Origin of the sequence: Agrobacterium tumefaciens, from assembly GCF_013318015.2 — a bacterium.
Classification (GTDB): Bacteria; Pseudomonadota; Alphaproteobacteria; order Rhizobiales; family Rhizobiaceae; genus Agrobacterium; species Agrobacterium tumefaciens.
In genome coordinates this window covers 2,209,815-2,231,919 of record NZ_CP115841.1, presented here as the reverse complement: position 1 = coordinate 2,231,919, position 22,105 = coordinate 2,209,815, and the positions used below count along the sequence as shown (strand labels likewise).

Annotated in this window: 18 protein-coding genes; 10 read left to right on the top strand and 8 right to left on the bottom strand. The window is 58.8% G+C overall.

The window, feature by feature from the left end; all coding sequences use genetic code 11:
* The first annotated feature begins 7 nt into the window (after positions 1-7).
* From G6L97_RS10995 to G6L97_RS10980, 4 genes are all read left to right on the top strand, one after another.
* Complete coding sequence (locus G6L97_RS10995; RefSeq protein ID WP_003516771.1) at positions 8-892, top strand: carbohydrate ABC transporter permease; 885 nt, start codon at positions 8-10, stop codon at positions 890-892.
* Positions 889-1,746 carry a carbohydrate ABC transporter permease gene (locus G6L97_RS10990; protein WP_003516772.1) on the top strand — a complete coding sequence of 286 codons (858 nt, stop codon included), beginning with the start codon at positions 889-891 and terminating at the stop codon, positions 1,744-1,746. The genes G6L97_RS10995 and G6L97_RS10990 overlap by 4 nt, the downstream gene beginning before the upstream one ends.
* A 40-nt stretch (positions 1,747-1,786) precedes the next feature.
* Entirely contained in the window at positions 1,787-3,019 is a 1,233-nt protein-coding gene (locus G6L97_RS10985) for an extracellular solute-binding protein (protein ID WP_003516773.1), read from the top strand.
* A gap of 185 nt (positions 3,020-3,204) precedes the next feature.
* A complete protein-coding gene (locus G6L97_RS10980; RefSeq protein ID WP_003516776.1) occupies positions 3,205-4,317 on the top strand; it encodes an ABC transporter ATP-binding protein in 1,113 nt (370 codons plus the stop codon).
* Positions 4,318-4,464: 147 nt separating this feature from the next.
* Here G6L97_RS10980 and G6L97_RS10975 read toward each other — a convergent pair whose 3' ends face one another.
* On the bottom strand, positions 4,465-4,950 hold the full coding sequence (locus tag G6L97_RS10975) for a hypothetical protein (protein ID WP_013636865.1): 486 nt from the start codon (positions 4,948-4,950) through the stop codon (positions 4,465-4,467).
* 243 nt (positions 4,951-5,193) lie between these two features.
* On the opposite strand from G6L97_RS10975, the gene G6L97_RS10970 reads away from it, so the two are divergent.
* The 6 genes from G6L97_RS10970 to G6L97_RS10945 all read left to right on the top strand — a co-directional run bounded on the left by G6L97_RS10970 (position 5,194) and on the right by G6L97_RS10945 (position 12,453).
* Positions 5,194-6,057, top strand: coding sequence for a MurR/RpiR family transcriptional regulator (locus G6L97_RS10970; protein WP_003516783.1), 864 nt, complete (start codon positions 5,194-5,196; stop codon positions 6,055-6,057).
* A 116-nt stretch (positions 6,058-6,173) separates the two neighbouring features.
* The gene (locus G6L97_RS10965; protein ID WP_111782597.1) at positions 6,174-6,956 is read left to right on the top strand and encodes an SDR family oxidoreductase; all 783 of its coding nucleotides are present in this window, start codon (positions 6,174-6,176) and stop codon (positions 6,954-6,956) included.
* Positions 6,957-6,998: 42 nt separating this feature from the next.
* On the top strand, positions 6,999-8,918 hold the full coding sequence (locus tag G6L97_RS10960) for a beta-N-acetylhexosaminidase (protein ID WP_111782598.1): 1,920 nt from the start codon (positions 6,999-7,001) through the stop codon (positions 8,916-8,918).
* Positions 8,919-8,930: 12 nt separating this feature from the next.
* Entirely contained in the window at positions 8,931-10,364 is a 1,434-nt protein-coding gene (locus G6L97_RS10955; protein WP_111782599.1) for a M81 family metallopeptidase, read from the top strand.
* 63 nt (positions 10,365-10,427) lie between these two features.
* Positions 10,428-11,633 carry an MFS transporter gene (locus G6L97_RS10950; protein WP_111782600.1) on the top strand — a complete coding sequence of 402 codons (1,206 nt, stop codon included), beginning with the start codon at positions 10,428-10,430 and terminating at the stop codon, positions 11,631-11,633.
* Between the two features lie 79 nt (positions 11,634-11,712).
* The gene (locus G6L97_RS10945; RefSeq protein WP_111782601.1) at positions 11,713-12,453 is read left to right on the top strand and encodes a copper homeostasis protein CutC; all 741 of its coding nucleotides are present in this window, start codon (positions 11,713-11,715) and stop codon (positions 12,451-12,453) included.
* Here G6L97_RS10945 and G6L97_RS10940 read toward each other — a convergent pair.
* The 7 genes from G6L97_RS10940 to G6L97_RS10910 all read right to left on the bottom strand — a co-directional run bounded on the left by G6L97_RS10940 (position 12,419) and on the right by G6L97_RS10910 (position 22,101).
* Complete coding sequence (locus G6L97_RS10940) at positions 12,419-13,570, bottom strand: glycosyltransferase family protein (RefSeq protein WP_111782602.1); 1,152 nt, start codon at positions 13,568-13,570, stop codon at positions 12,419-12,421. The genes G6L97_RS10945 and G6L97_RS10940 overlap by 35 nt on opposite strands.
* The gene (locus G6L97_RS10935) at positions 13,567-14,814 is read right to left on the bottom strand and encodes a glycosyltransferase family 4 protein (RefSeq protein ID WP_065663009.1); all 1,248 of its coding nucleotides are present in this window, start codon (positions 14,812-14,814) and stop codon (positions 13,567-13,569) included. Before G6L97_RS10935 ends, G6L97_RS10940 begins: the two co-directional genes overlap by 4 nt.
* Positions 14,815-14,857: 43 nt before the next feature.
* Complete coding sequence (locus tag G6L97_RS10930) at positions 14,858-16,066, bottom strand: glycosyltransferase family protein (RefSeq protein ID WP_003516795.1); 1,209 nt, start codon at positions 16,064-16,066, stop codon at positions 14,858-14,860.
* 72 nt (positions 16,067-16,138) lie between these two features.
* Positions 16,139-17,314 carry an ABC transporter permease gene (locus tag G6L97_RS10925; RefSeq protein ID WP_003516796.1) on the bottom strand — a complete coding sequence of 392 codons (1,176 nt, stop codon included), beginning with the start codon at positions 17,312-17,314 and terminating at the stop codon, positions 16,139-16,141.
* On the bottom strand, positions 17,311-18,309 hold the full coding sequence (locus G6L97_RS10920) for an ABC transporter permease (protein ID WP_003516797.1): 999 nt from the start codon (positions 18,307-18,309) through the stop codon (positions 17,311-17,313). The genes G6L97_RS10925 and G6L97_RS10920 overlap by 4 nt, the downstream gene beginning before the upstream one ends.
* A 1-nt stretch (position 18,310) precedes the next feature.
* Positions 18,311-20,212 carry an ABC transporter substrate-binding protein gene (locus G6L97_RS10915; protein ID WP_019566081.1) on the bottom strand — a complete coding sequence of 634 codons (1,902 nt, stop codon included), beginning with the start codon at positions 20,210-20,212 and terminating at the stop codon, positions 18,311-18,313.
* Complete coding sequence (locus tag G6L97_RS10910; RefSeq protein ID WP_065659911.1) at positions 20,209-22,101, bottom strand: ABC transporter ATP-binding protein; 1,893 nt, start codon at positions 22,099-22,101, stop codon at positions 20,209-20,211. Before G6L97_RS10910 ends, G6L97_RS10915 begins: the two co-directional genes overlap by 4 nt.
* Between the last annotated feature and the right edge of the window lie 4 nt (positions 22,102-22,105).

The window sequence follows — 22,105 nt, the reverse complement described above, 5'->3', positions numbered from 1 at the left end:
CGCTGCGATGGATGCGAAACGCAGCGCGGTCATCTTTGCCTGGCTTCTTCTTTTGCCGGCGCTTTTATACATCACTGTTATTGTTGCTTATCCGCTCGTCGATACCTTCATCCTGTCTTTCACGGACGCGTCGTTGAAAAAGACGACGAACTGGGTGGGTTTCATCAATTACGAGAAGATCTTCAACGAGACTTTCGCCGGGGTCATCACGCGGACCTTTATCTGGACGTTCTTTTCCGTCTCGATAAAGATGATCATCGGCACCTTCGGTGCGGTGTTGCTGAATTCGGCCGTTCCCGGTCGGGCCCTGTTTCGCATCCTGACGATGCCGCCATGGATCGTGCCGATGGCTATCGGCATCTTCATGTGGGGCTGGATGTATAACGGCCAGTTCGGCATGATTTCCGGTGTTCTCCAGAACCTTGGCCTGGTGGACGGTCCAGTCGCCTTCCTCGCCTATGGCAGCACGGCTTTCTGGGCGACCATCATCACCGACGTATGGATCGGCGTGCCGATGGTGACGCTTTATCTGCTGGCGGCAATTCAGGCCATTCCGCAAGATCTTTACGAGGCAGCCTGGACCGACGGCGCCAGCCGCACCTACCGCTTCCGCCGCATCACGTTGCCGCTGATGCTGCCGGCCATGATTACCATGTCGATGATCTCGCTGATTTCGACCTTCAATTCCTTCGACATCATCTGGATCCTGACACAGGGCGGACCGACGGGCCAGACGACGACCATGATCATCGACACCTACAAGACGGCGATCGGTTCCTACAAATACGGTGAGGGCGCGGCGCGTGCAGTGCTGATCTGCATCTTCCTGTCCATATTCACCTACTTCTACTTCCGCATCACCAGCCGTATCTCGCAGGAGACCAGCCGATGACCGACAAAAATGCGATGATCAACCGTTACAGATGGTATGAGATCGTCGGGATTTATTGCGGCATCGCCGTATTCCTGACCTTCGTGCTGGCGCCGTTTGTCGAAGGGTTTCTGGTTTCGCTGAAACCGCTCAGCCTGCTTTTTTCGTCACCGTACAAGTTTTGGCCGGAAAACGGCTCCTTCGAAGCTTATCGGACCATGTGGGTTAGCGTTCCCGGCTTTGCCCGCTACGTCTTCAACTCCTTCTTCATCTCGACAATATCGACGATCATCGTTCTGCTTCTGGTGGTGCCGGCGTCCTATGCTTTCGCGCGGTTCCAGTTTCGCGGTCGCGGGCAATTGCTCGGCGCGTTTCTGGCGATCAACATGTTCTCCGGTGCGGTGCTTTTGATCCCGCTTTACCGGCTGATGCGCAATATGGGCGTCCTGAACACCTATCTGGCGATGATCATTCCCGGCGCCGCCTTTTTGATCCCCACTGCCATCTGGCTTTTGCGAACCTACATGCTGCGCATTCCGCGCGAACTGGAAGAGGCGGCCTATGTGGACGGCGCGAGCTATTTCTATACCTTCCGCCGGGTGATCCTGCCGCTTGCGATGCCTGGCATCGCCGTCGTGTCCATCACCACCTTCATCGGTGCTTATGCGCAGCAGTTCATCTTCGCGCTCACCTTCAATTCCAAGACCGAATATATGCCGCTGCCCATCGGCCTGTTTGCCTATTTCGGTCGTCAGGAAGTCGTCTGGAATGAGTTGATGGCGGCCAGCTTCGTCGGCATTGCGCCGGCCATGGTCGTCATCTTCTTCATGCAACGCTATCTCGTCAGCGGGCTTACCGCCGGCGCGGTGAAATAATCAACAATAGGAACGACCACCAGAAAACGGGAGACTATCTATGGCACTGAAACATTACGGATTGGCGCTTTGCGCCTTCGCATTTGCCGGTTCCACTGCCCTTGGCACGGTGGCGGCACACGCCGCCGACAAGGAGATCAGCTGGATCTATTGCGGCGACAAGATGGACCCCATCCATGAAAAATACATCAAGGAATGGGAAGGCAAGAATGCCGGCTGGAAGGTCGTTCCTGAAGTCGTCGGCTGGGCGCAGTGCCAGGACAAGGCAACCACGCTCGCAGCCGCCGGCACTCCGGTCGCCATGGCCTATGTCGGTTCGCGCACACTGAAGCAGTTCGCACAGAACGACCTCATCGTTCCTGTGCCGATGACCGAAGACGAAAAGAAGACCTATTACCCTAACATCGTCGACACGGTTACCTTCGAGGATACGCAGTGGGGCGTGCCTGTCGCCTTCTCGACCAAGGCGCTCTATTGGAACAAGGACCTCTTCAAGCAGGCCGGTCTCGATCCGGAAGTGCCGCCGAAGACCTGGGCTGAAGAGATCGCCTTTGCCAAGCAGATCAAGGAAAAGACCGGCGTCGCCGGTTATGGTCTGCCCGCCAAGACCTTCGACAACACCATGCACCAGTTCATGCACTGGGTTTACACCAATAACGGCAAGGTCATCGACGGCGACAAGATCACCGTCGACAGCCCGCAGGTTCTTGCAGCTCTGAAGGCCTACAAGGACATCACGCCTTACTCCGTCGAAGGTCCGACGGCCTACGAGCAGAACGAAATCCGCGCCATCTTCCTCGATGGCAAGGTTGGCATGATCCAGGCGGGATCGGGTGCCGCAACTCGCCTGCAGGAAACCAAGATCAACTGGGGTATCGCAACCCTGCCGCTCGGCCCTGAAGCCAAGGGTCCCGGCACGCTGCTCATCACCGACAGCCTCGCGATCTTCAAGGGAACCGGTGTCGAAGAAAAGGCGACCGAATTCGCCAAGTTCATCACCTCTCCCGGCCCGCAGGGCGAATACGAACTGCAGGGCGGCGCTGGCCTTACCCCGCTTCGTCCGTCGCCGAAGGTTGATGAGTTCATCGCCAAGGACCCCTTCTGGAAGCCGCTGATCGACGGTATCGCCTATGGCGGTCCCGAGCCGCTCTTCACTGACTACAAGGGCTTCCAGGACACGATGATTGAGATGGTGCAGTCTGTCGTTACCGGCAAGGCGACACCGGAAGATGCCGCAAAGAAGGCCTCTGCCGCTCTCGAGCAGTACAAGTAATCCACTTTTATACGGTTGCGGGCGCAGGTCGCCCGCAACCTCATAATTCGTTGCGAGAATACCCGCCGCTATGACGGCAGGAGCTTCTCGTGTGTTTTAACGGTTCCGATAAGGCGCGATTTTTCCGTGTCGCGGAACGTCTCTGAACGCAGCCTGATGTCGGCTGGTGACGGGAGAGGCAAGTTTTGGGTCAGCTTTATCTCAACAACGTCCGCAAGAACTATGGACATTTCGAAGTCATCAAGGGCGTTCAGCTCGACATCAGGGATGGCGAGTTCGTCGTTTTTGTCGGTCCCTCGGGATGCGGTAAATCCACATTGCTGCGCATGATCGCCGGCCTTGAGGATATTTCCGCCGGCGACATCGTCATCAACGGCGTGAAGGTCAATGACTTGCCGCCGGTTAGACGCGGCATCGCCATGGTGTTCCAGTCCTATGCGCTCTATCCGCATATGACGGTTTTTGAAAACATCGCTTTTCCCCTCCGCGTCGAAAAGATGGAAGAGGGCAAGATCAAGGAAAAGGTCGAGGCCGTCGCCAAGATCCTGCAACTCGACCAGCGCCTGCAGCAGCGTCCCGGCATGTTGTCCGGCGGCCAGCGCCAGCGTGTAGCGATCGGCCGCGCCATCGTTCGCGAGCCGAAGATATTCCTGTTCGACGAGCCGCTTTCCAACCTTGACGCCGCACTTCGCGCCGACATGCGTATCGAGCTCACCAATCTGCATCGGACGCTGAAGGCGACGATGATCTACGTGACGCATGACCAGGTGGAAGCCATGACCATGGCCGACCGCATCGTGGTGCTGAATGCGGGCGAAATCTCCCAGGTCGGCGCGCCGCTGGAACTTTACCACAAGCCCGCAAACCTGTTCGTCGCCGGTTTCATCGGCAATCCGAAAATGAATTTCCTGAAGGTCACCTGCAAATCCGTCAGCGCCGATGGTGTGACCGTGGAGTATGAGGGCCAGACAATCACCGTGCCGGTGGAGCCGCGCGCCGGTCTTGAAGGCACGCAACTGACGCTCGGCATTCGCCCGGAACACACCGGTCTCGAAACGGCCGACCTGAATATCAAGGTCGCGCCCAGCGTTATCGAGCGGCTGGGTGTGAATACGATCGCTTATGGCGTCGCGCCCACGGGTGAAAATTATTGCGCGCTTCTTTCCGGTTCTGCGCCTGTTGTCGTCGATGAAACCATCGTCACCGGTATCAAGGCGTCGGATTGCCATCTGTTTGATGAAAGCGGCACATCGCTCGAACGGCGTGTCGATCTTTCTGTCCTCAAACTGATACAATAAAGGGCGGGGAACCGGGCCATGAAATCTGTCTCGCCATGCCCGGTTTTCTGCGACGCTATCGGTTTTCAGCGGTCTTCGTCTTCCAGACGAAAAAGCAACGCCGGGCTTTCGGCCCGGCGTTCAAAACGGTCTGGCAGGTCCGCTGGATCACGGCATGGGATTGGGCATGTATCCGGTGAAACCGCTGATTTTCCAGCGGCCCTCATGCAGTCGGCAATAATAGAGCGTCTGCCATTTCATGACGTCGAAGCTGCCGTCGGCCTTGCGAAGCCCGCCGTCGAACTTCTTGCGAACCAGCGCGGTCTCACCTTCCACTTCGATTTCTTCCAGCGTGGTGGTGGTGAAGATCGCATTGCGCGGGTCTTCAGCGAATTGCTGGGTCTGGAAATCCTGCGCCTGTCGCAGCCATTCGTCGCGATAGGCGTCAAGCGAGGGGAAGGACAGGCGCCAGTTGTCCGGGTTTGCATCCCGGTTGGCGTTGATGCCGAGAAAGCCGTCCTTTACGAAATCATCCGCGACTTTCGACCAGTCGGCAGTGAGGAAGGCGTCGATATCCCGCGTTACCAGCATGTCCCAGATGGAGTGGCGGGCGACGTCTGTTTCGGGAAAAGGGTTTTTGAATGGGTCGCGCATGATTCAGGTCCGTTGTTGAAATTATTTTCAAGATTTGGATATTTCTCTGGCGAAGATTGTTGGCATATGCTCATCTCGCAATCAACAGAGAAAATAATTTTCAAATCAAAGGTGTCCGGCGTGTCGTCAACGGGGCGAAACATGGTCGATTCATGGGTGTGTACGGTTGACGGGCGTCTCGGATTAGGGTGCATCGGAAACGGGGCCAAGCCTTAAGTTTTGGCGGAACGGAGACCGGTGAGCATGGATATTTTCGCAAAGATTCAAGACGACAGGGGACAGTTCTCGCAATCGGAGCGGCGGATCGCCGATATCCTGGTTTCGGACTTCGAGTTTGCGGTCAATGCATCGATCATCGAGCTTGCCGCCCGCGCCGAGGTTTCCCCGCCAACCGTGACGCGGTTCTGCCGCCGTCTGGGTTGCCAGAGCTTTTCGGATTTCAAGGTCAGCCTTGCCAAGACCGCTTATGTCGGCATCCGCTACCTCACCTCGGAACCGACAAGCACGGGCCCCTCGGACGTCGCCGAGGAAGTGCTTGCCAAGGCGCAGGAGGCGCTTTTCCTGCTGCACAAGACGCTCGATCCCGCCCTCGCCGACGAAGCGGCCGTCCGGATTGCCAATAGCGGCATGATCTACGCGTTTGGAGCCGGTGGTAATTCCTCGATGATCGCATCGGAAATCCAGAACCGGCTGTTTCGCCTTGGCCTGCGCGTTTCGACCAGCGCCGATCACAGCATGCAATTGATGATGACTGCCGCTGCGCGGAAGGAAGACGTTATCATCGGATCCTCCTTTTCCGGCCGCAACATGGAATTGGTGAAGTGCTTCAGGCTGGCGCGGGAAATGGGGGTTACCACCATCGCGCTGACCCAGAGCGATACGCCCGTCGCCTTGGCCGCCGATATGGTGGTGGCCGTCAACGTGCCTGAGGGAAACAATATCTTCCGCCCAACATCATCGCGTTATGCCTATCTGGCGGCGGTTGATGTTCTGGCGACGCTAGCTGCCTATCACCACCGGCAGCGGTCGATGGTGACCCTGCGGCACATCAAGCAGCAGCTTGTGGAGCATCGTGATCCGGACGACCGGCAATTGCTGGGTGACTAGAGCATTTCCAGTGAGCCCGCGTAGCGGTTTCACGCCCGGAAAATGCATAAAAACAAAGATGTAGAGCGGCTTGACCTCAAAACCCGCTCTGGAAAGCTTCGAAGGAGTAGCATGAGATGCAGGACAGGAAAGACCAGGTCGCCGTCGTAACGGGCGCGGCGGGCGACATCGGCCGGGCAATTGCCGCGGCGCTTTCTGAAAGCCACGCGAAGGTGGTGTTGGTGGATATCGATCCCGACGCCGTTTCCAATGCGCTTTCCCTGCTTTCCGGTTCCGCCTTCGTTTCGAAAACCTGCGACGTCACCGATCCGCAGGATCTTGCAAGGCTGGCCTTGGAGGTTGCGGAGCTGGGTGATGTCGCCACCCTCGTCAACAATGCTGGTGCTGCAAGGGCCGTCAGCCTGCACGACACGACCGCAGAGATATGGCGCAAGGACAATGCCCTTAACTTGGAAGCACCGTTTCTCTGCTTCAGGGCTTTCGAGGACGCGCTTAAGCGCACGCAAGGGTCTGTCATCAATATCACCTCCGTCAACGGCATGGCTGTGTTCGGCCATCCCGCCTATAGCGCGGCAAAGGCAGGCTTGATCCATCTGACGAAGCTGATCGCTGTCGAATATGGAAAATTCGGCATCCGTTCCAATGCTGTTGCTCCAGGAACCGTGCGCACGCAGGCTTGGGAAGCGCGGGCGGCAGTCAATCCTCAGGTCTTCGAGGAAGCGAAGCACTGGTATCCGTTGCAGCGCATCGTGAGGCCTGAGGATGTCGCCAACGCCGTCGCTTTTCTAGCCGGGCCACAGGCAGCGGCCATCAGCGGCGTGTGCCTGCCGGTGGATTGCGGCCTGACGGCAGGGCAGGCGCCGCTCGCCCGCACTTTCTCACAATCCGAACACTACTGACCGAAGTCCTCTCGGGCTTGAAGCACAATAAAGGGGAGCATCATGGCGCTCGCACAATTTCGTCTCGAAAACTCATGGCATCCGCTCGAAGATTCCGCATCGGGTGGCTTCACCTTCACCCTGTTCAATCTTTCCAGCGAGCCGGTGAAGGATTTCCGGATCGTCTATACGTCGCTGACGCGGACCATCGACAAGCCCGTCTGCGGCAACGCCGTCTATCTGCGCCGCAATGCCAATTTCCATGAATTTGCGCCGCCACGGGGTTTTGTGCTGGAAGCCGGGAAATCGTGGCGTTTCACCGTTGACGGCCTGCTCAGGCCTGCCCGCCATCGCACAGACGGTGCGAAATCCGCCTATATCAGCCTTGCCGACGGCACACATCGCGCGGTTGATGTCGCTGACCTGATGCTTGACGGGCTCCATAGCGAGCCGGCGCCAGCCCTGCTTCCCGAAGGAAAGCTCGATCTGCCCTTCGCCATCCAGCCCTGGCCTGCAGAAATCGATGCCGCGCCGGGCGAAGACTTCCCCGTCGCACTCTTCCCGACCGAAGAGGCAGGCAAGGAAGAAGTGCTTGCGGTGGAAACTGTTTCGTCGCTGTTCCGGAGGCTTTTTGCCGTTGGTCACGTGCCTTTCAGCCTCGCGCCTGTTCATGAGGGCAAACCGCTTCGTTTCAAGCAACATAGCGGTCTGGAAGCGGAAGGTTATCGCCTGTCTTTCTCTGATGACGCCGTCGTCGTGGAATATTCGGCCGCTGCAGGTCTGCAATACGGCCTGACTGTGCTCGCGCAATTGCTGCACGGCGCGCGCACCGATACCAAATTCCGTTTCCCGGTTTCAGGCACCATCGCCGATGCGCCGCGTTACAGCTGGCGCGGTTGCCATCTGGATGTCTCGCGACAATTCTATCCGACCGGTGATGTCGTGCGGCTGATCGACATTCTTGCATGGCTGCGCATGAACCGGTTCCATTGGCACCTGACGGATGACGAGGCCTGGCGTCTCGAAATCAAGGCCTACCCGCTGCTGACGACAGTCGGCGCGACGCGCGGCCCGGATGCGCCGCTTCTGCCGCAGCTCGGCAATGGGGCTGAGCCGGTTTCCGGTTATTACTCGCAGGATGATGTTCGCATGGTCGTCGCGCATGCGGCGGCACTGAACATCGAAATCGTGCCGGAGGTCGATATTCCCGGCCACAGCACGGCAGCTCTCGTTGCCTATCCGGAGCTGACGGATGGGCAGGAAGCGCCGGACAGCTATCGCTCCGTACAGGGCTATCCCAACAATGCGCTCAATCCCGCCATCGAGCCGACCTATGAATTCCTTGGCAAGATATTCGACGAGATGGTGGAGCTTTTCCCCTCGCGGCTGATTCATATCGGCGGCGACGAGGTAGCAGATGGCTCCTGGCTTGCCTCGCCGCTTGCCAAGTCGTTGATGGAAAAGGAAGGCCTCGACGGCACATTCGGTATCCAGTCCTATTTCATGAAACGTATTCAGGGGATGCTGCATGAGCGCGGCCGCCAGCTTGCCGGCTGGGATGAAGTTTCGCATGGCGGCGGCGTCGATCCCTCGGGAACATTGCTGATGGCCTGGCAGAAGCCGGAAGTTGGCCTGGAGCTTGCAAAGCAGGGCTATGACGTCGTGATGACGCCGGGACAGGCCTATTATCTCGACATGGTGCAGGATGAAGCCTGGCAGGAGCCGGGCGCAAGCTGGGCCGGCACCGTTCCGCCGTCGCATACATATGCTTACGAGGCAGTCGGTGAGTTCCCCGAGGAATTGAAGGAGCGAATGAAAGGCGTTCAGGCCTGCATCTGGTCCGAGCATTTCCTCAATCGCGCCTATTTCAACCATCTGGTTTTCCCGAGACTGCCCGCCATTGCCGAGGCGGCGTGGACGCCGAAAGCGCAGAAGGACTGGCTGCGTTTCTCCGCCATCGTCCGCTTGAGCCCGGTCTATTGAGAGGAAGGCGAGATGCGTATTGCCGTTGGTGGAATTCATACCGAATGCAGCACCTATTCGCCGGTGCTGATGCGTCAGGAAGATTTTCGCGTCTTTCGCGGCGCGGAGTTGCTGGAAGCAGAGTATTTCAATTTCCTCGGCGAAGGTGGAGCGGAAGTGTTGCCGCTTCTGCATGCGCGGGCGGTGCCGGGTGGCCCGGTGTCGCGCGCGGCCTATGATGCGTTCAAGCAGGAATTCTTGGAGCGTCTCAAGGCTTGCCTGCCGCTCGACGGGCTTTATCTCGCCATGCATGGCGCGATGAATGTCGAGGGAATGGACGATGCGGAAGGGGACTGGATTTCCAGCGCCCGCGCCGTAGTCGGACCGGATGTGATCATTTCCGCCAGCTACGACCTGCACGGCAATGTCAGCCAGTCGATCATCGACCAATTGGATATTTTCGCCGGCTACCGAACTGCGCCGCATATCGATGTGCGCGAGACGATGGTGCGGGCGTGGACGATGCTCATCAAGGCTCTGAAAACTGGCGAGAAGCCCGGTGTGGCATGGGCGAAAATCCCCGTTCTCCTGCCGGGTGAAAAAACCTCCACGGAAGATGAACCGGCCAAAAGCCTCTATGCCCTCTTGCCGGACTACGACGCGCGGCCCGGCATTTGGGATGCGAATTTCATGATCGGCTACGTCTGGGCCGATGAACCAAGGGCGACGGCCTGCGCTGTCGTGACCGGGACGGACAGAGAGGCCGCGCAGGCGGTCGCCTCGGAGATTGCGCAATCCTACTGGAATGCCCGACAGGATTTCCGTTTCGGTCCCGTGACCGAACCGCTCGAGGTCATCATGGATATTGCGGAAAAAACAACAACCGGGCCGATCATTCTGGCGGATTCCGGCGACAATCCGACCGGCGGCGGGGTGGGCGATCGCGCCGATGTTCTGGCGGCGTTGATTGCGCGCAATTGGCAGGGCGCGTTGATCGGCGGCATCACCGACAGGCCGGCGGTCGAGGCCTGTTTTGCGGCGGGCGAGGGCGCGGCGCTTTCCCTGAAGATCGGCGGCAGTCTCGATCCCGAAAGCCCTTCCATCACTGTCGAAGCCAAGGTCCTGAAACTGGACGATCCAGGTGCTTCCGATCAGCGGCAGGCGGTAGTCGTCATCGATGGCATTACCGTCATTCTGGCCGCAAGGCGCAGGCCCTATCACATGATCGCGGATTTCACCCGTCTGGGCTTCGATCCGAAGGCGGTAAGGCTGCTCGTCGTCAAGTCAGGTTATCTTTCGCCGGAGCTTGCGCCCATCGCCAATCCCAATCTCATGGCGTTGACGGAGGGGGTTATCAATCAGGATATCGAAAACCTCCCCAATCGCCGCCGGGATGGCGATTTTTACCCATGGAAACCGCATTTCAACTATATCCCGAAACCCATCCTTTCGGCCCGCTGGCGATGACAGCGGTTCGATAGCATTTCATTCAGCGATCCGGCCGTGCCGGATCATCTCAGGCGAACCTTCATGCCGTCGGCTCTTTCCCTCGTTTTCAACAATCCGTCGATCCGCATCGGGGCGCTCGCCATCCTGTTCTTCGGATTTTCGAATGCCGCCACCGCCCCCTATCAGGCGGTGATCGGCATTCGCGAAATCGGGCTCAGCAACACCGTCTATTCCCTGCTGATGCTGTTTGCCGCCGTCATCAATGTCAGCGCCAGCGTCCTGATGGGCATCGTTGCAGACCGGCTCGGCGAATATCGCAAACCCATGCTGCTGATCGCGCTTTTCGGCGTCAGCGGCTATCTGCTGGTTTATCTCGTTGGTAATGCCACCGCCTTCGTGACCGCAAAGCTGCTGCTCCTGCCGATTTTCGGGGCGATGAACTCTCTGATTTTCGCGCATGTGCGCGCCGATGCCCGCAATCTTTCGACGGGCGACATGATTGCCGTGAATTCGATCATGCGGGCCACGATTTCGCTTTCATGGGTACTGGTGCCGGGCATCGTCGGTATTTTTCTGGTAAACTCCGGCAATATGCTGATGGCTTTCCTGTTCTCAGGCATTTGCGCGCTTATCTGCTTTCTGCTGGTCGCCTTCTGCCTGCCGCGCACGGCGACGCCGGCATCGGTGAACACGCAGGCACGCTTCGGTGTCCGCGCTTCACTTGCGGAAATCGGGGAGCGACGGGTGCTGCTGCGGATCATCGCCATCGCGCTCATCTGCTCGATGCTGCATCTCAATGATTCCATCCGCTCGCTCATCATAACGGGTCAGGCAAAGGGAACGGTCGCGGATATCGGTATCGTCGCTGGCATCGTTGCCGCGCTGGAAATCGTCTTCATTCTGCTGTGGGGCTGGATCGAAAAGAAGGTGCCGCAAACGCTGACCCTTGCGGCGGGAGCGGGGCTTTATGCCATCTACCTCATCCTGCAGGGTCTCGCGACGGCACCTTGGCATATCTATGCGCAGACCTTGATCAGCGCGCTCGGCGCAGCCGCCATCATCAGTATCCCGATCACCTATCTGCAGGAACTGATTGCGGATCGGCCGGGGCTTGGAAGCTCGCTGATTGCCGTCAACATCTTCCTCGGCGCGGGTTTGGGTGCGCTGATTTTTGCCGTCGGCACGCTCGTCACGAGCTATTCAGGCACTTCAATCCTGGGAGCGGTTGTAGGTCTCGGCGGCGTTTACATGCTCTACGCGCTTGATGGGAAGGGCCGCCGCAGGTAGAGCGTCGGACCGAAAAGTGTGGGCGGTTTTCGGATTAGCCGGCGCGAAAACACGGCACATTCAAAAGAAAGAGGTTACGATGATTCTCGAGATTTGCGTGGACGACGTGGCCGGTCTGGAAGCGGCGGTCAGGGGTGGGGCCGACCGAATAGAACTTTGCGCGGCATTGTCCGGTGGCGGTGTGACGCCGTCTGCGGGTTTCATGCACCGGGCGGCGGCCTACGCCCTGCCGGTGAGCGTGATGATCAGGCCGCGCGCCGGGGATTTCGTGTTCACGCGCGACGAAGCCGATGTGATGAAACGCGATATCGATGCGGCGCGCGCGGCGGGGCTTTCCGGCGTGGTGCTCGGTGCCTCGCTTGGCGATGGCTCGCTCGATATTCCCCTGCTCGAAGAGCTGTGCCGCCACGCCAACGGGCTCGATATGACGCTGCACCGGGCGATCGACGTTGTTCCCGACATGGATGAAGCCTTGGAGGCCGCTATCGCGCTGGGTTTCCCGAGAATTCTGACCTCCGGGGGCGCGCGTTCGGCGCTTGAGGGCATCGAGACCTTGGCCCGATTATCCGAGCTTGCCGCCGGACGAATTGTCATCATGCCGGGGGCCGGGGTGCGTCCACCAGTCGTGCAGACATTGCTGGACCGCTTTCCCATTACGGAGATCCACGCATCCTGTTCCGCCATTCCGTTTTACGATCCGGAAAGCCGGGTGGCGAAACTCGGTTTCACCGGCGCAGGGCGCAAGGGCACGGATGAAGAGGCCGTTCGAGAGTTAAAGGCGATCCTCACCGCTCATCAAAAAGGCGGCGCAAAGCTCTAGCCGTTCCTGCGGCGCCATCGAGATCGAGGTGGATCACGTCCGGTCCCGGCAGGGCCAATGCCGCCCTGATGGCATCGGCCATGGATTGCGCAGAGATTTCCTTCTCTTCCAGAACCTGTGCCAGTCCCAGCCGCGCCAGCCGTTCGGCGCGGGCGCTCTGTTCCGTTTCGCCATCGGCCGCAAACGGGATCAGAAGCGAGCGGCATTTTGCCTGTAGAATATCGCAGACGGTGTTGTAACCGGCCTGCGAAACCGAAAGCCGCGCGCCGGCAAGCAGGCTTGCGAAATCCTTGCGGAAGCGGAAGATGGACACATTTTCGGGCGCCTGCGCCGAGATCGCATCGAAATCTGCCTGCGGCATGTTGGGGCCGGTTATGAGGCACCAGCTTTTGATCTCTTCCAGCAGAGGCGATGCCTCAAGTGCGGCCCGGATAAGGGCTGCACCAACGGCACCTCCGCCAGCGGAAACGACGATATCGAATTTTTCCGCCGGTTCCGGCGGTGGCAGCGGCGCGACGAGGCCGGTATAGACAACGCGCTGGCTGATTTCGCCGGCAAGGGGAAAGGTCTCCTCCAGCCGGACGAAATCCGGATCTCCGTGGACCAGCACCGCGTCGAAATGTTTCTTCACCAGCGACACGGTTTCTTCGTCCCGGCCGGGTTTGGTTTTTTCCTGCAGAATATCGCGCAGCGACGTCATGACGAGCGGGCGTGGTTCACTGTCCTCGATCTCGTGCAGAAGCGGCAGCAATTCGAAACGCACCTGCCTGCGGCCGAAGGGGAAGGCCTCTATGATGACGATATCCGGCTTTGCGCCGTGATAGGCGCCGATCAGCATATCCGTTCGAAGCTTCTTGAAGTCGTCATCGACCGGTTTGCCGGAACTATCGACAAGGCCGGAAAAGCTGCCGTCGCTGACGGCGATCGGCGGCAATTCGACATGGCGGATGCCTTCGCCCGGAAAGCCGGGAACCGGGGTGCCACCTGTCACCAGAACGACATCGAAACCATCTGCCTGAAGGGCATTGGCAACGCGGCTGGCGCGGGCGATATGGCCGATACCCAGAAGGTGTTGGACGTAGAAGAAAACGGAAGGGCGCTTTTCCGTATCGGTCATGGCGTTTTTTCCCACTCGGTTTCGAACAGCGTCTTCAACTCGGCAATGCTGGTGCGGTTGTCGAAGGCGGTTCGCACACGGTTTTCCGCCGCACTACCCAGACGCTCACGCAATTGTGGATCGGTAATCGCCGTGCGCAGAGCCTCGGCGAAGGCAACCGGATTTTCGGGCTCCGTCAGCAGGCCGTTTTCACCGTCCACGAAGAATTCCGGAATGCCTGATATATTGGTGGAAATGCAGGTCAGCGCCTGGCTGGCGGCCTCGACCAGCACATTGGGAAGACCGTCTCGGTCACCATCGCTGGTGATGCGGCAGGCAAGGGCGAAGAGGTCGGCCTCGCGGTAATTCTCCAGCACCTGTTTCTGGTCCATGGCGCCGGTCCAGACGATCCTGTCGGCGATGCCAAGCTCGTCGGCGAGTTTTTTCAACCCGGCAAGTTCGTCGCCGCCACCGATATGGGTGAAACGCCAATGGATGTCCTGTGGAAGCGAGGCCAAAGCCTGCAACAGAATATCGATGCCCTTTTTCTTGACGGCCCGTCCAACACTCAAAATCCTGACCGGATCATGAGCGTCCGATCCATCTCTTTGCGGACGCGGCGTGTCGAAATGCGGGAAGCGGGTGAGATCGAGACCGTGATAGCTCAAATGCACATTCTGCTTGACGCCGGAAAGGGTGCGAAGATGCTGAAAGCCGCTTGCGGTGCAGGTCACGGCCCAGCGGGCGCTTTCCAGCTTTGCGGCAAGGTCCCGGTCGCTGGAGGTCCAGATATCCTTGGCGTGGGCCGAAATCGTCCAGGGCGTGCCGGTGATAAGATGTGTATAGGCGGCGACCGAGGCGGGTGTGTGGATGAAGTGGACGTGCAGCCACCCGGCATCTACGGGCCATTCGTGCGCCAGCACGGCCGCCTGCCCGAAACGGCGGAAGCGGTTGCGGCTGAGATCATGCGGCAGATCGCTGAAAAACCGACGCAGCGCCTTGGTGAAGCCTGGCTTTTTGCGGCATGCCCACAGGGCCTTCAGCACGCGGATGGGCTCGTCATGCAGATATTCCGGCAGGTAGGTCACGGGTGCGCGGATTTCATCGTGAACGGGGTGGCGTTTTTTATCCGTCGGGCGGCGCATGGACATGAGTTCCAGCGTAAGGCCAGCCTTTTCAAGCCCCAGAAGTTCCTGGGCGATGAAAGTCTCGGACAGGCGCGGATAGCCCTTGAGGAGCACCACGATTTTTTTTGTGTCGGTCACGTTGCGCGTGTCTCTTTTGAAGCGGTGGTTGTCGGGGAGCCGGTCACGCCGTCAGCGTTATTGGCACCTTGTCGCCCTCGGGCGGCAGCCATTCGGCTATCCGTTTCGAAATGTTTTCCAGACCATCGAGCTTCAGGTCCTGCGAATTGACGGAAGGCGGCGCGCGATTCGGCAGCGCTTTAAGAGCTGCCGCCATTTTTGCCGGATTCTCGGCATCCTCAGGTAAAAGCATGTCGAAAAGGCCGAGCTCCGACGCGCGGCTTGCGCGGATAAGCTGCTCCTCCCTCGGCACCGTGCGCGGCACGACGAGGGCAGGCTTGTCGAACGACAATATCTCGCAGACGGTATTATAGCCGCCCATCGACACGACGGCCTGAGCGCCGGCAACGAGGTCTTCCATGCGGTTGTCGAATTCGATGATCTCTATGTACGGAATGTCGGCAACACTGCTCATGAATCGCTGGCGCTGGTCTGCCGGCATGTAAGGGCCGAGCACCACGAGCGCCTTGTGCGTCAGTTCGCTATCATGACGGTAGGCGTTGATGACGTCATCGATCAATTCGCTGCCGTCACCGCCGCCGCCAGTGGTGATGAGAAGATAGTCGCCCTCCGGCCGGTGCGCCACGGTTTCCGCCTGCGTTTTGGAGCGTTGCAGGAAGCCGACGAAATCCATCTTGTCGCGAACGGTCTGGGGAACGTCGAGCCCCGTCAAGGGGTCGTGGAAATCCGGGGGGCCATAAATCCAGACGTGGTCATAGAACTTGCCGATCTTGGTCATCACGTCATTGCGCTTCCACTCCGCTTCAAGCAACTGCGGTGCATCCATGACGTCACGGAGGCCGATGACAAGCTTGGTTCCCTGTCCCTTGAGATACGCAAGCGTTTCCTCCACCTCGCCACGAAGACCCATGGGCTCCTTGTCGACGATGAAGATATCCGGCTGGAAGCTTTCGGCAGTGTGATAGATGATGGAGCGGCGCATCTTCAGTGTTTCCTGAAGATCGATATGCCGGTCCATGGAGGTGTATTCGCCGTTGCGCAGCTTGATGACGCTCGGGATTTTCACGAAATCGACACGAGCGCGATAATCGAAGGCGCCGGCGATAGTCGCACCCGAAATGATAAGCACGTTGAGGCCGCGATAATCCTCCACCAGCGCGTGAGCGATCGTGCGACAGCGCCGCAGATGTCCGAGGCCGAAGGAATCGTGGCTGTACATGAGGATGCGTGCGTCGTTCAGACGGGAGGTCATCGGCCACACCTCTTTTTGCCTTTCCCAAAAAAGGCGATGGCGGAAGAGCAGTTTATCAAGGCGTGTTCCATTTTATCTGAAGGGATCCGCAGCATCACGTAGTCCGTCACCGAAGAAATTAAAGGCCAGAATGACGAGAACAACCGGAATCGTCGGGATGAGAAGCCACGGATATAGCGCAATGACGCTGACGCTGCGCGCCTCCGTGAGCAGAATTCCCCAACTTGTGATCGGCGGCCTGAGGCCGAGACCAAGGAAGCTCAGCGCGGTTTCGCCGAGAATCATGCCCGGTATGGTCAGCGTCGCCGAGGCGATCAGATGTGACATGAAGCCGGGGATAAGGTGCCTGCCGATGATGCGCGGCGTGCCGGCGCCCATCAGTTGTGCAGCCAAAACATAGTCTTCCTCGCGCAATGCCAGCAATTTGGAGCGCACGGCGCGCGCCAGTCCCGTCCAGTCCAGCATGCCGAGAATGATGGTGATGCCGAGATAGACGAGGATCGGACTCCAGGTCACCGGCATGATTGCTGCGAGTGCGAGCCACAGCGGAATGCTCGGAATGGATTGCAGGACTTCGATGATACGCTGGACGATGAGATCGAAAGTGCCGCCGCGATAACCTGCAAGTCCGCCGATCACAATGCCGAGAACGAAGCTCATGGCGACACCGAGAAGGCCGATCGTCAGAGAGATGCGCGCGCCGTAGATGATCCGCGACAGCACGTCTCGTCCAAGCCGGTCGGTGCCGAGCAGGAACATTTCACCACCTTCGGCCGGACATACGAGGTGGGTTCTAGCCTCGATCATGCCCCAGAAATGATAGGTATCGCCCTTGCAGAAGAAACGCAGCGGCTGGATATCCGTCGGCACATCCCGGTAGACACGCCGCAGATTGTCCATGTCGAGCGTCATTTCCCGACCATAGACGAAAGGCCCTACAAATTTTCCGTCATTGAAAAGGTGAATGGCCTGGGGTGGGGCGTAGATATGCTCGATATTGCGGGTGTGAAGATTGTAAGGCGCGAGGAACTCGCTGATCAGGATCGAAAGATAAAGCACCACCAGAAAGGCGCCGGACCAGACGGCGATCTTGTGCTGGCGGAACTGCCACCACATGAGCCGCAGCTGCGACGCCTTGCTAAAGGCCGCCATTCCGGACGTATTGGGTTCGATGAGCGACGGGTCGAACGGCGCCGTCGAAACGTAGTGGGGCAGTGCTTCGCCGGATGTCGGGATGGATGAAGTCATTTGACGTTACCACCTCCGAAGCGGATTCTCGGGTCAAGTATGGCAAGGGCGATATCCGACACAAGAACGCCGATCACCGTGAGGAAAGCAAGGAACATCAGGAAGGAGCCGGCCAGGTACATGTCCTGGCTTTGCAGCGCCCGGATGAGCATCGGACCGGTTGTTTCGAGCGACAGCACGACGGCGGTGATTTCCGCGCCTGATATGATGGCGGGCAGGATCGAGCCGATGTCCGAGATGAAGAAATTCAGCGCCATGCGCAGCGGGTATTTGATCAGCACCTTGAAAGGGTGAAGCCCCTTGGCGCGGGCGGTTACGACATATTGTTTCTGCAACTCGTCCAAGAGGTTGGCGCGCAGGCGGCGGATCATGCCGGCCGTGCCCGCCGTTCCGATGATGAGGACGGGTATCCAGATATGTTCGAGAATCGATTTGAACTTTGGCCAGCTCATCGCCTGGTTCAGATATTCCCGATCCATCAGATGGCCGATGGAGATGCCGAACCAGATATTGGCGAAATACATCAGGATCAGCGCCAGCATGAAGTTGGGGATAGCGATGCCAAGCAGACCGAGGAATGTCAGGCCGTAGTCGCCCCAGCTATATTTGTGCGTGGCGGAGTAGATGCCGATCGGGAAGGCAAGAATCCAAGTGACGATGATGGTGACGAAGGACACCAGAACCGTCAACCACAGACGGTCTCCCACAACCTCGTTTACCGGGAGCTGATATTCGAAAGAATAACCGAAATCGCCGACCAGCATGCCGGTTGCCCAGCGGAAGTAACGGATCGGCGCCGGCTGATCGAAGCCGTAGCGGACGCGCAACTCCTCGATTTCGGCAAGGTTTGCGGTCTCGCCCATGGCGCGCAGTTCGGCGACGTAGCTTTCGAAATAATCGCCCGGCGGCAATTCGATGATGGTGAAGACCAGCATCGAGATCAGGATCAGCGTGGGGATCATGACGAGGATGCGCTTGAGAATATACCGCAGCATATCAGGCGTCTCCGTCATACCAGAAGGCATCCGGCATGTAGATGCCGAGATACGATGTGGGTTCAAAGCCGAAAAGCGCCTTTTCCGGCACGTTTCGCATGCGTTTGACATGGACGACGGGTTGCAGCGCGCCGTTGACGATGCCGATGGAAAATACCTGCTGCGTGTAGATACCAAGCATTTCCAGCCAGATTGCCTCGCGCTCTTCCTCGGTGACGCTTCGGCGCCATTTTTTCAGGAGATCGAGCAGATGCGCTGCTTCCGGCAGGTCAGGCTCCTTGCCCTCGCGCCCGCCGGACAGATAGTGGATGCCCCAGACCGGCCATTGCAACTGGTCGTCGCCGGTGGGCGCAAGGCCCGAAGGCAGCATGTCGGGGGTCGGTACGCCATTGTCCATGCCCATCCACACCGACATCAGCACCTCGCCGCCCATGGCGCGCTTGCGGAAGACATCGCGCTGGGTCGGGCGGACCGAAACCGCAATGCCGATATGCCGCCAGTGGTCCGTGACCAGCTCCATCACGTCCGTTTCGAGCGTGCTTTCGCCTGTGGTCTCGACGATGATATAGGCTGGACGGCCGTCTGGCAGAAGCCGGTAGCCGGCGCTGTCGCGCTTATCGAGACCTGCTTCGTCAAGCAACCTGTTGGCCATCGCCCGGTCGAAGGCACTCCAGGCCTCGGCAAATTCCGGTCGGTAAAGCGGGCTTTCCGGCAAGACGGTGTCGGCGCTTTCCTTGGCCAGCCCGTAAAAGCAGACCATGTTGATTTCGTGCCGGTTTATAGCGAGCGACATTGCGCGGCGCACGCGCACGTCCTGGAAACAGCTCCGCCATACAGGATCGGCGCAGTTCAGATTGGGCAGAAGCGCAATGCGCGACCCTTGAGAGCGTTTGTAGAGGTTCACCTTCAGAGGAAAGCGCTTTTCGGCATCCTTCAGGAAGGTGTAGTCGGCGAAATCGAGGCCGAAATATTGCAGATCGCTGTCACCCGACGCCGTCTTGGCCGAGATGATGTCGGAGGAGGTGACGTTCAGCAGGAACCGGTCGAGATAGGGCAGTTGCAGGCCGTTTTCGTCGACACGGTGATAATAGGGATTGCGCTCGAAAACGAACTGTTCGGCCGGTGGCGAAGTCGTATTGCGCCAGGCGTCCAGCGTCGGCAGAGCGGGATTTTCTGGACGGACCTGCCGCGACATCTTGATATGCAGCCCGCTCCAGTCATCCGCCTTGTTCTTCTTGATGAGCTTGGCGAGGTTTTCCGCGGTCTGATATTTGATGTGGAACTGCTTCATATAGGCGGCGGGCAGGAAAAGCCGCGCGGGCGATGCTGCTGCGAGCTTTGCCAGAAAATCGGGGTTCGGACCTTCCCAGGTATAGCGCACCGTCAGCCGGTCAATGACTTCGATCTGGGGAGGATTGTTGTTGACCAGCAGTTCGATTGGCGGGCCGCCCTTGTGAATTTCCTTGTTGAGAGCGACATCCTCCCAGAAATACCGGAAATCCTCGGAGGTTAAATCGCTGCCGTCGGACCATTTGTGGCCTTCGCGTAGCTTGAAGGTGAAGATGCGTTCGTCCTGAACGTCGTAGCTTTCCAGAATGTCGGGATGAAGCTCGAATTTTTCGTCGTAACCAACCAGGCGGGCATAGTTGCTGATGGGCATAAGCCGGATATCGCGCTGGCCGCCGATCAGCATGCGCACGGAACCGCCGTGTTTTCCGGGCTCCCGGCCAAGCGCCTTCATATCGATGACGCGCGGGTTTTTCGGCAAGCGCTCGGCAATATCAGGCAGCTCACCTTTTTCCCGCTTTTCCTTGAAGTAGGCGGGGTCGGTATAGGCAGCGCGCGCATAGGTCGGCAAAAAGACGGAGGCCATCAAGGCAAGGGTGGTGCGGCGCGTAATCACGAGCGAAGCTCCCTGATGTCGGCATTGCCATTTGCGAGAACGAAATGGCCATCGCCAAGATCGGCAGAGATCATTTCGCCGTCACCCTCGTCGCGAAATTGCTTGCCCCAGTCGAACTTGCCCGTCGCGCTGATCTTGCCGATGGTGCGGAAATCGAGCGGACGGTCGAGATCGGGAAAAGGCACAGCCGCCAGCAACGATTTTGTATAGGGGTGAACCGGAGAGCGCATCATGATTTCCCGCGGCGCCAGCTCGACGATGCGGCCCTCGCACATCACCGCCACGCGGTCCGCCATGTAATCCACCACCGCCAGATTGTGCGAGATGAAGAGGTAGGTAAGTCCGAGGTCCTTCTGCAAATCCTTGAGCAGGTTGAGGATTTGCGCCTGCACCGAGACATCTAGGGCAGAAACGGGTTCGTCGCAGATCAGCAGTTCGGGACCCAACGCCAGGGCTCTGGCAATGCCGATACGCTGCCTCTGGCCGCCTGAGAAACTGTGCGGATAACGGTTCAGCGCGCTTTCTCCAAGGCCGATGGCCTTGACGAGATTACGGACTTTTTCCGCGCGGTATTTCGCATCGCCCCGTCCATGGATTTCAAGCGGCTCGCTCAAAATATTGCGCACGGTCATGCGCGGTGAAAGCGATGAGATCGGGTCCTGGAAGACCATCTGTATCTTCGACCGCAGTTCCTTTAGATCGCCGTCCCTAGCATTGAGGACGTCGATATCGCCCTGCGGCCGGTGAAAGGTCACGGAGCCTTCATCCGGGCGAACGGCGCGCATGAGGATTTTGCTGACGGTTGTCTTGCCGCTGCCGCTTTCGCCGACGAGGCCAAGGCATTCTCCCCGGCGGATTTCAAAACTGACGCTGTTCACCGCCTTGGTGGCATTGGCATCGCGGCGGCTGAACCAGCTGGACTTCCGGGTCGTGAAGGTCTTGCTGATATTCTCCACGGTCAAGAGCGGGCCGGGGGTCTTGTTCACTGCGGCGGTCTTCTTGCCGACAAGGCTTTCGTGGTCGACGGTGATCTCACGAAGCGCCTTCAGCCTCTCACCCGGCTTCATGTCGAAATGCGGCACGGCGGCCATCAGGCCCTTGAGATAGGGGTGGCTCGGTGCCTTGAAAATATCGTCGACCGTTCCGGCTTCCATGATCTCGCCCTGATAGATCACGGCAACCTCGTCGGCGATGTTTGCCACCACGCCGAGATCGTGGGTGATGAGCAGCATGCTCATGTTCAGCCGGCTCTGGAGATCGCGCAGGAGTTTGAGGATTTGCGCCTGTATGGTTACATCAAGAGCCGTCGTCGGTTCGTCGGCGATCAGAAGCGCGGGGCGACAGATCAGTGCCATGGCGATCATGGCGCGCTGGCGCATGCCGCCCGACAATTCGAAGGGATACATGTTCACGACCTTCTTCGGGTTGGAAAACCCTACAAGGTCGAGCGTCTCATACATTTTTTCCGCGCGCTCGGCCGGCGACAGGATGCTGTGGATTCTCAGCGCTTCGTCAATCTGGTTGCCGATCGTATGCAACGGCGAAAAAGACGTCATGGGTTCCTGAAAAATCAGCCCGATGCGATTTCCGCGTATAGCACGGATGTCCCGGCCGTCCTTCGGCAGTTGCAGCAGATCGACGGGGCCGGCTGCGGCATTTGCGGGATCGGTAAACAGCACGCGGCCGTTCACGCGCGCCGTCTTGGGGTGGATGCCCATGATGGTCTGGCCGATGACGGATTTTCCGGAGCCGGATTCTCCGACAAGCGCGGTCACTTTTCCCGGAAGAATGCGAAGGCTGGCACCCCTCACGGCGTCAATCGTGCCACCCATAAGAGAAAACGAGACCCGCAGATTTTCAATACGGAGCAAATCTGCGCCTGCGCTCATGCTA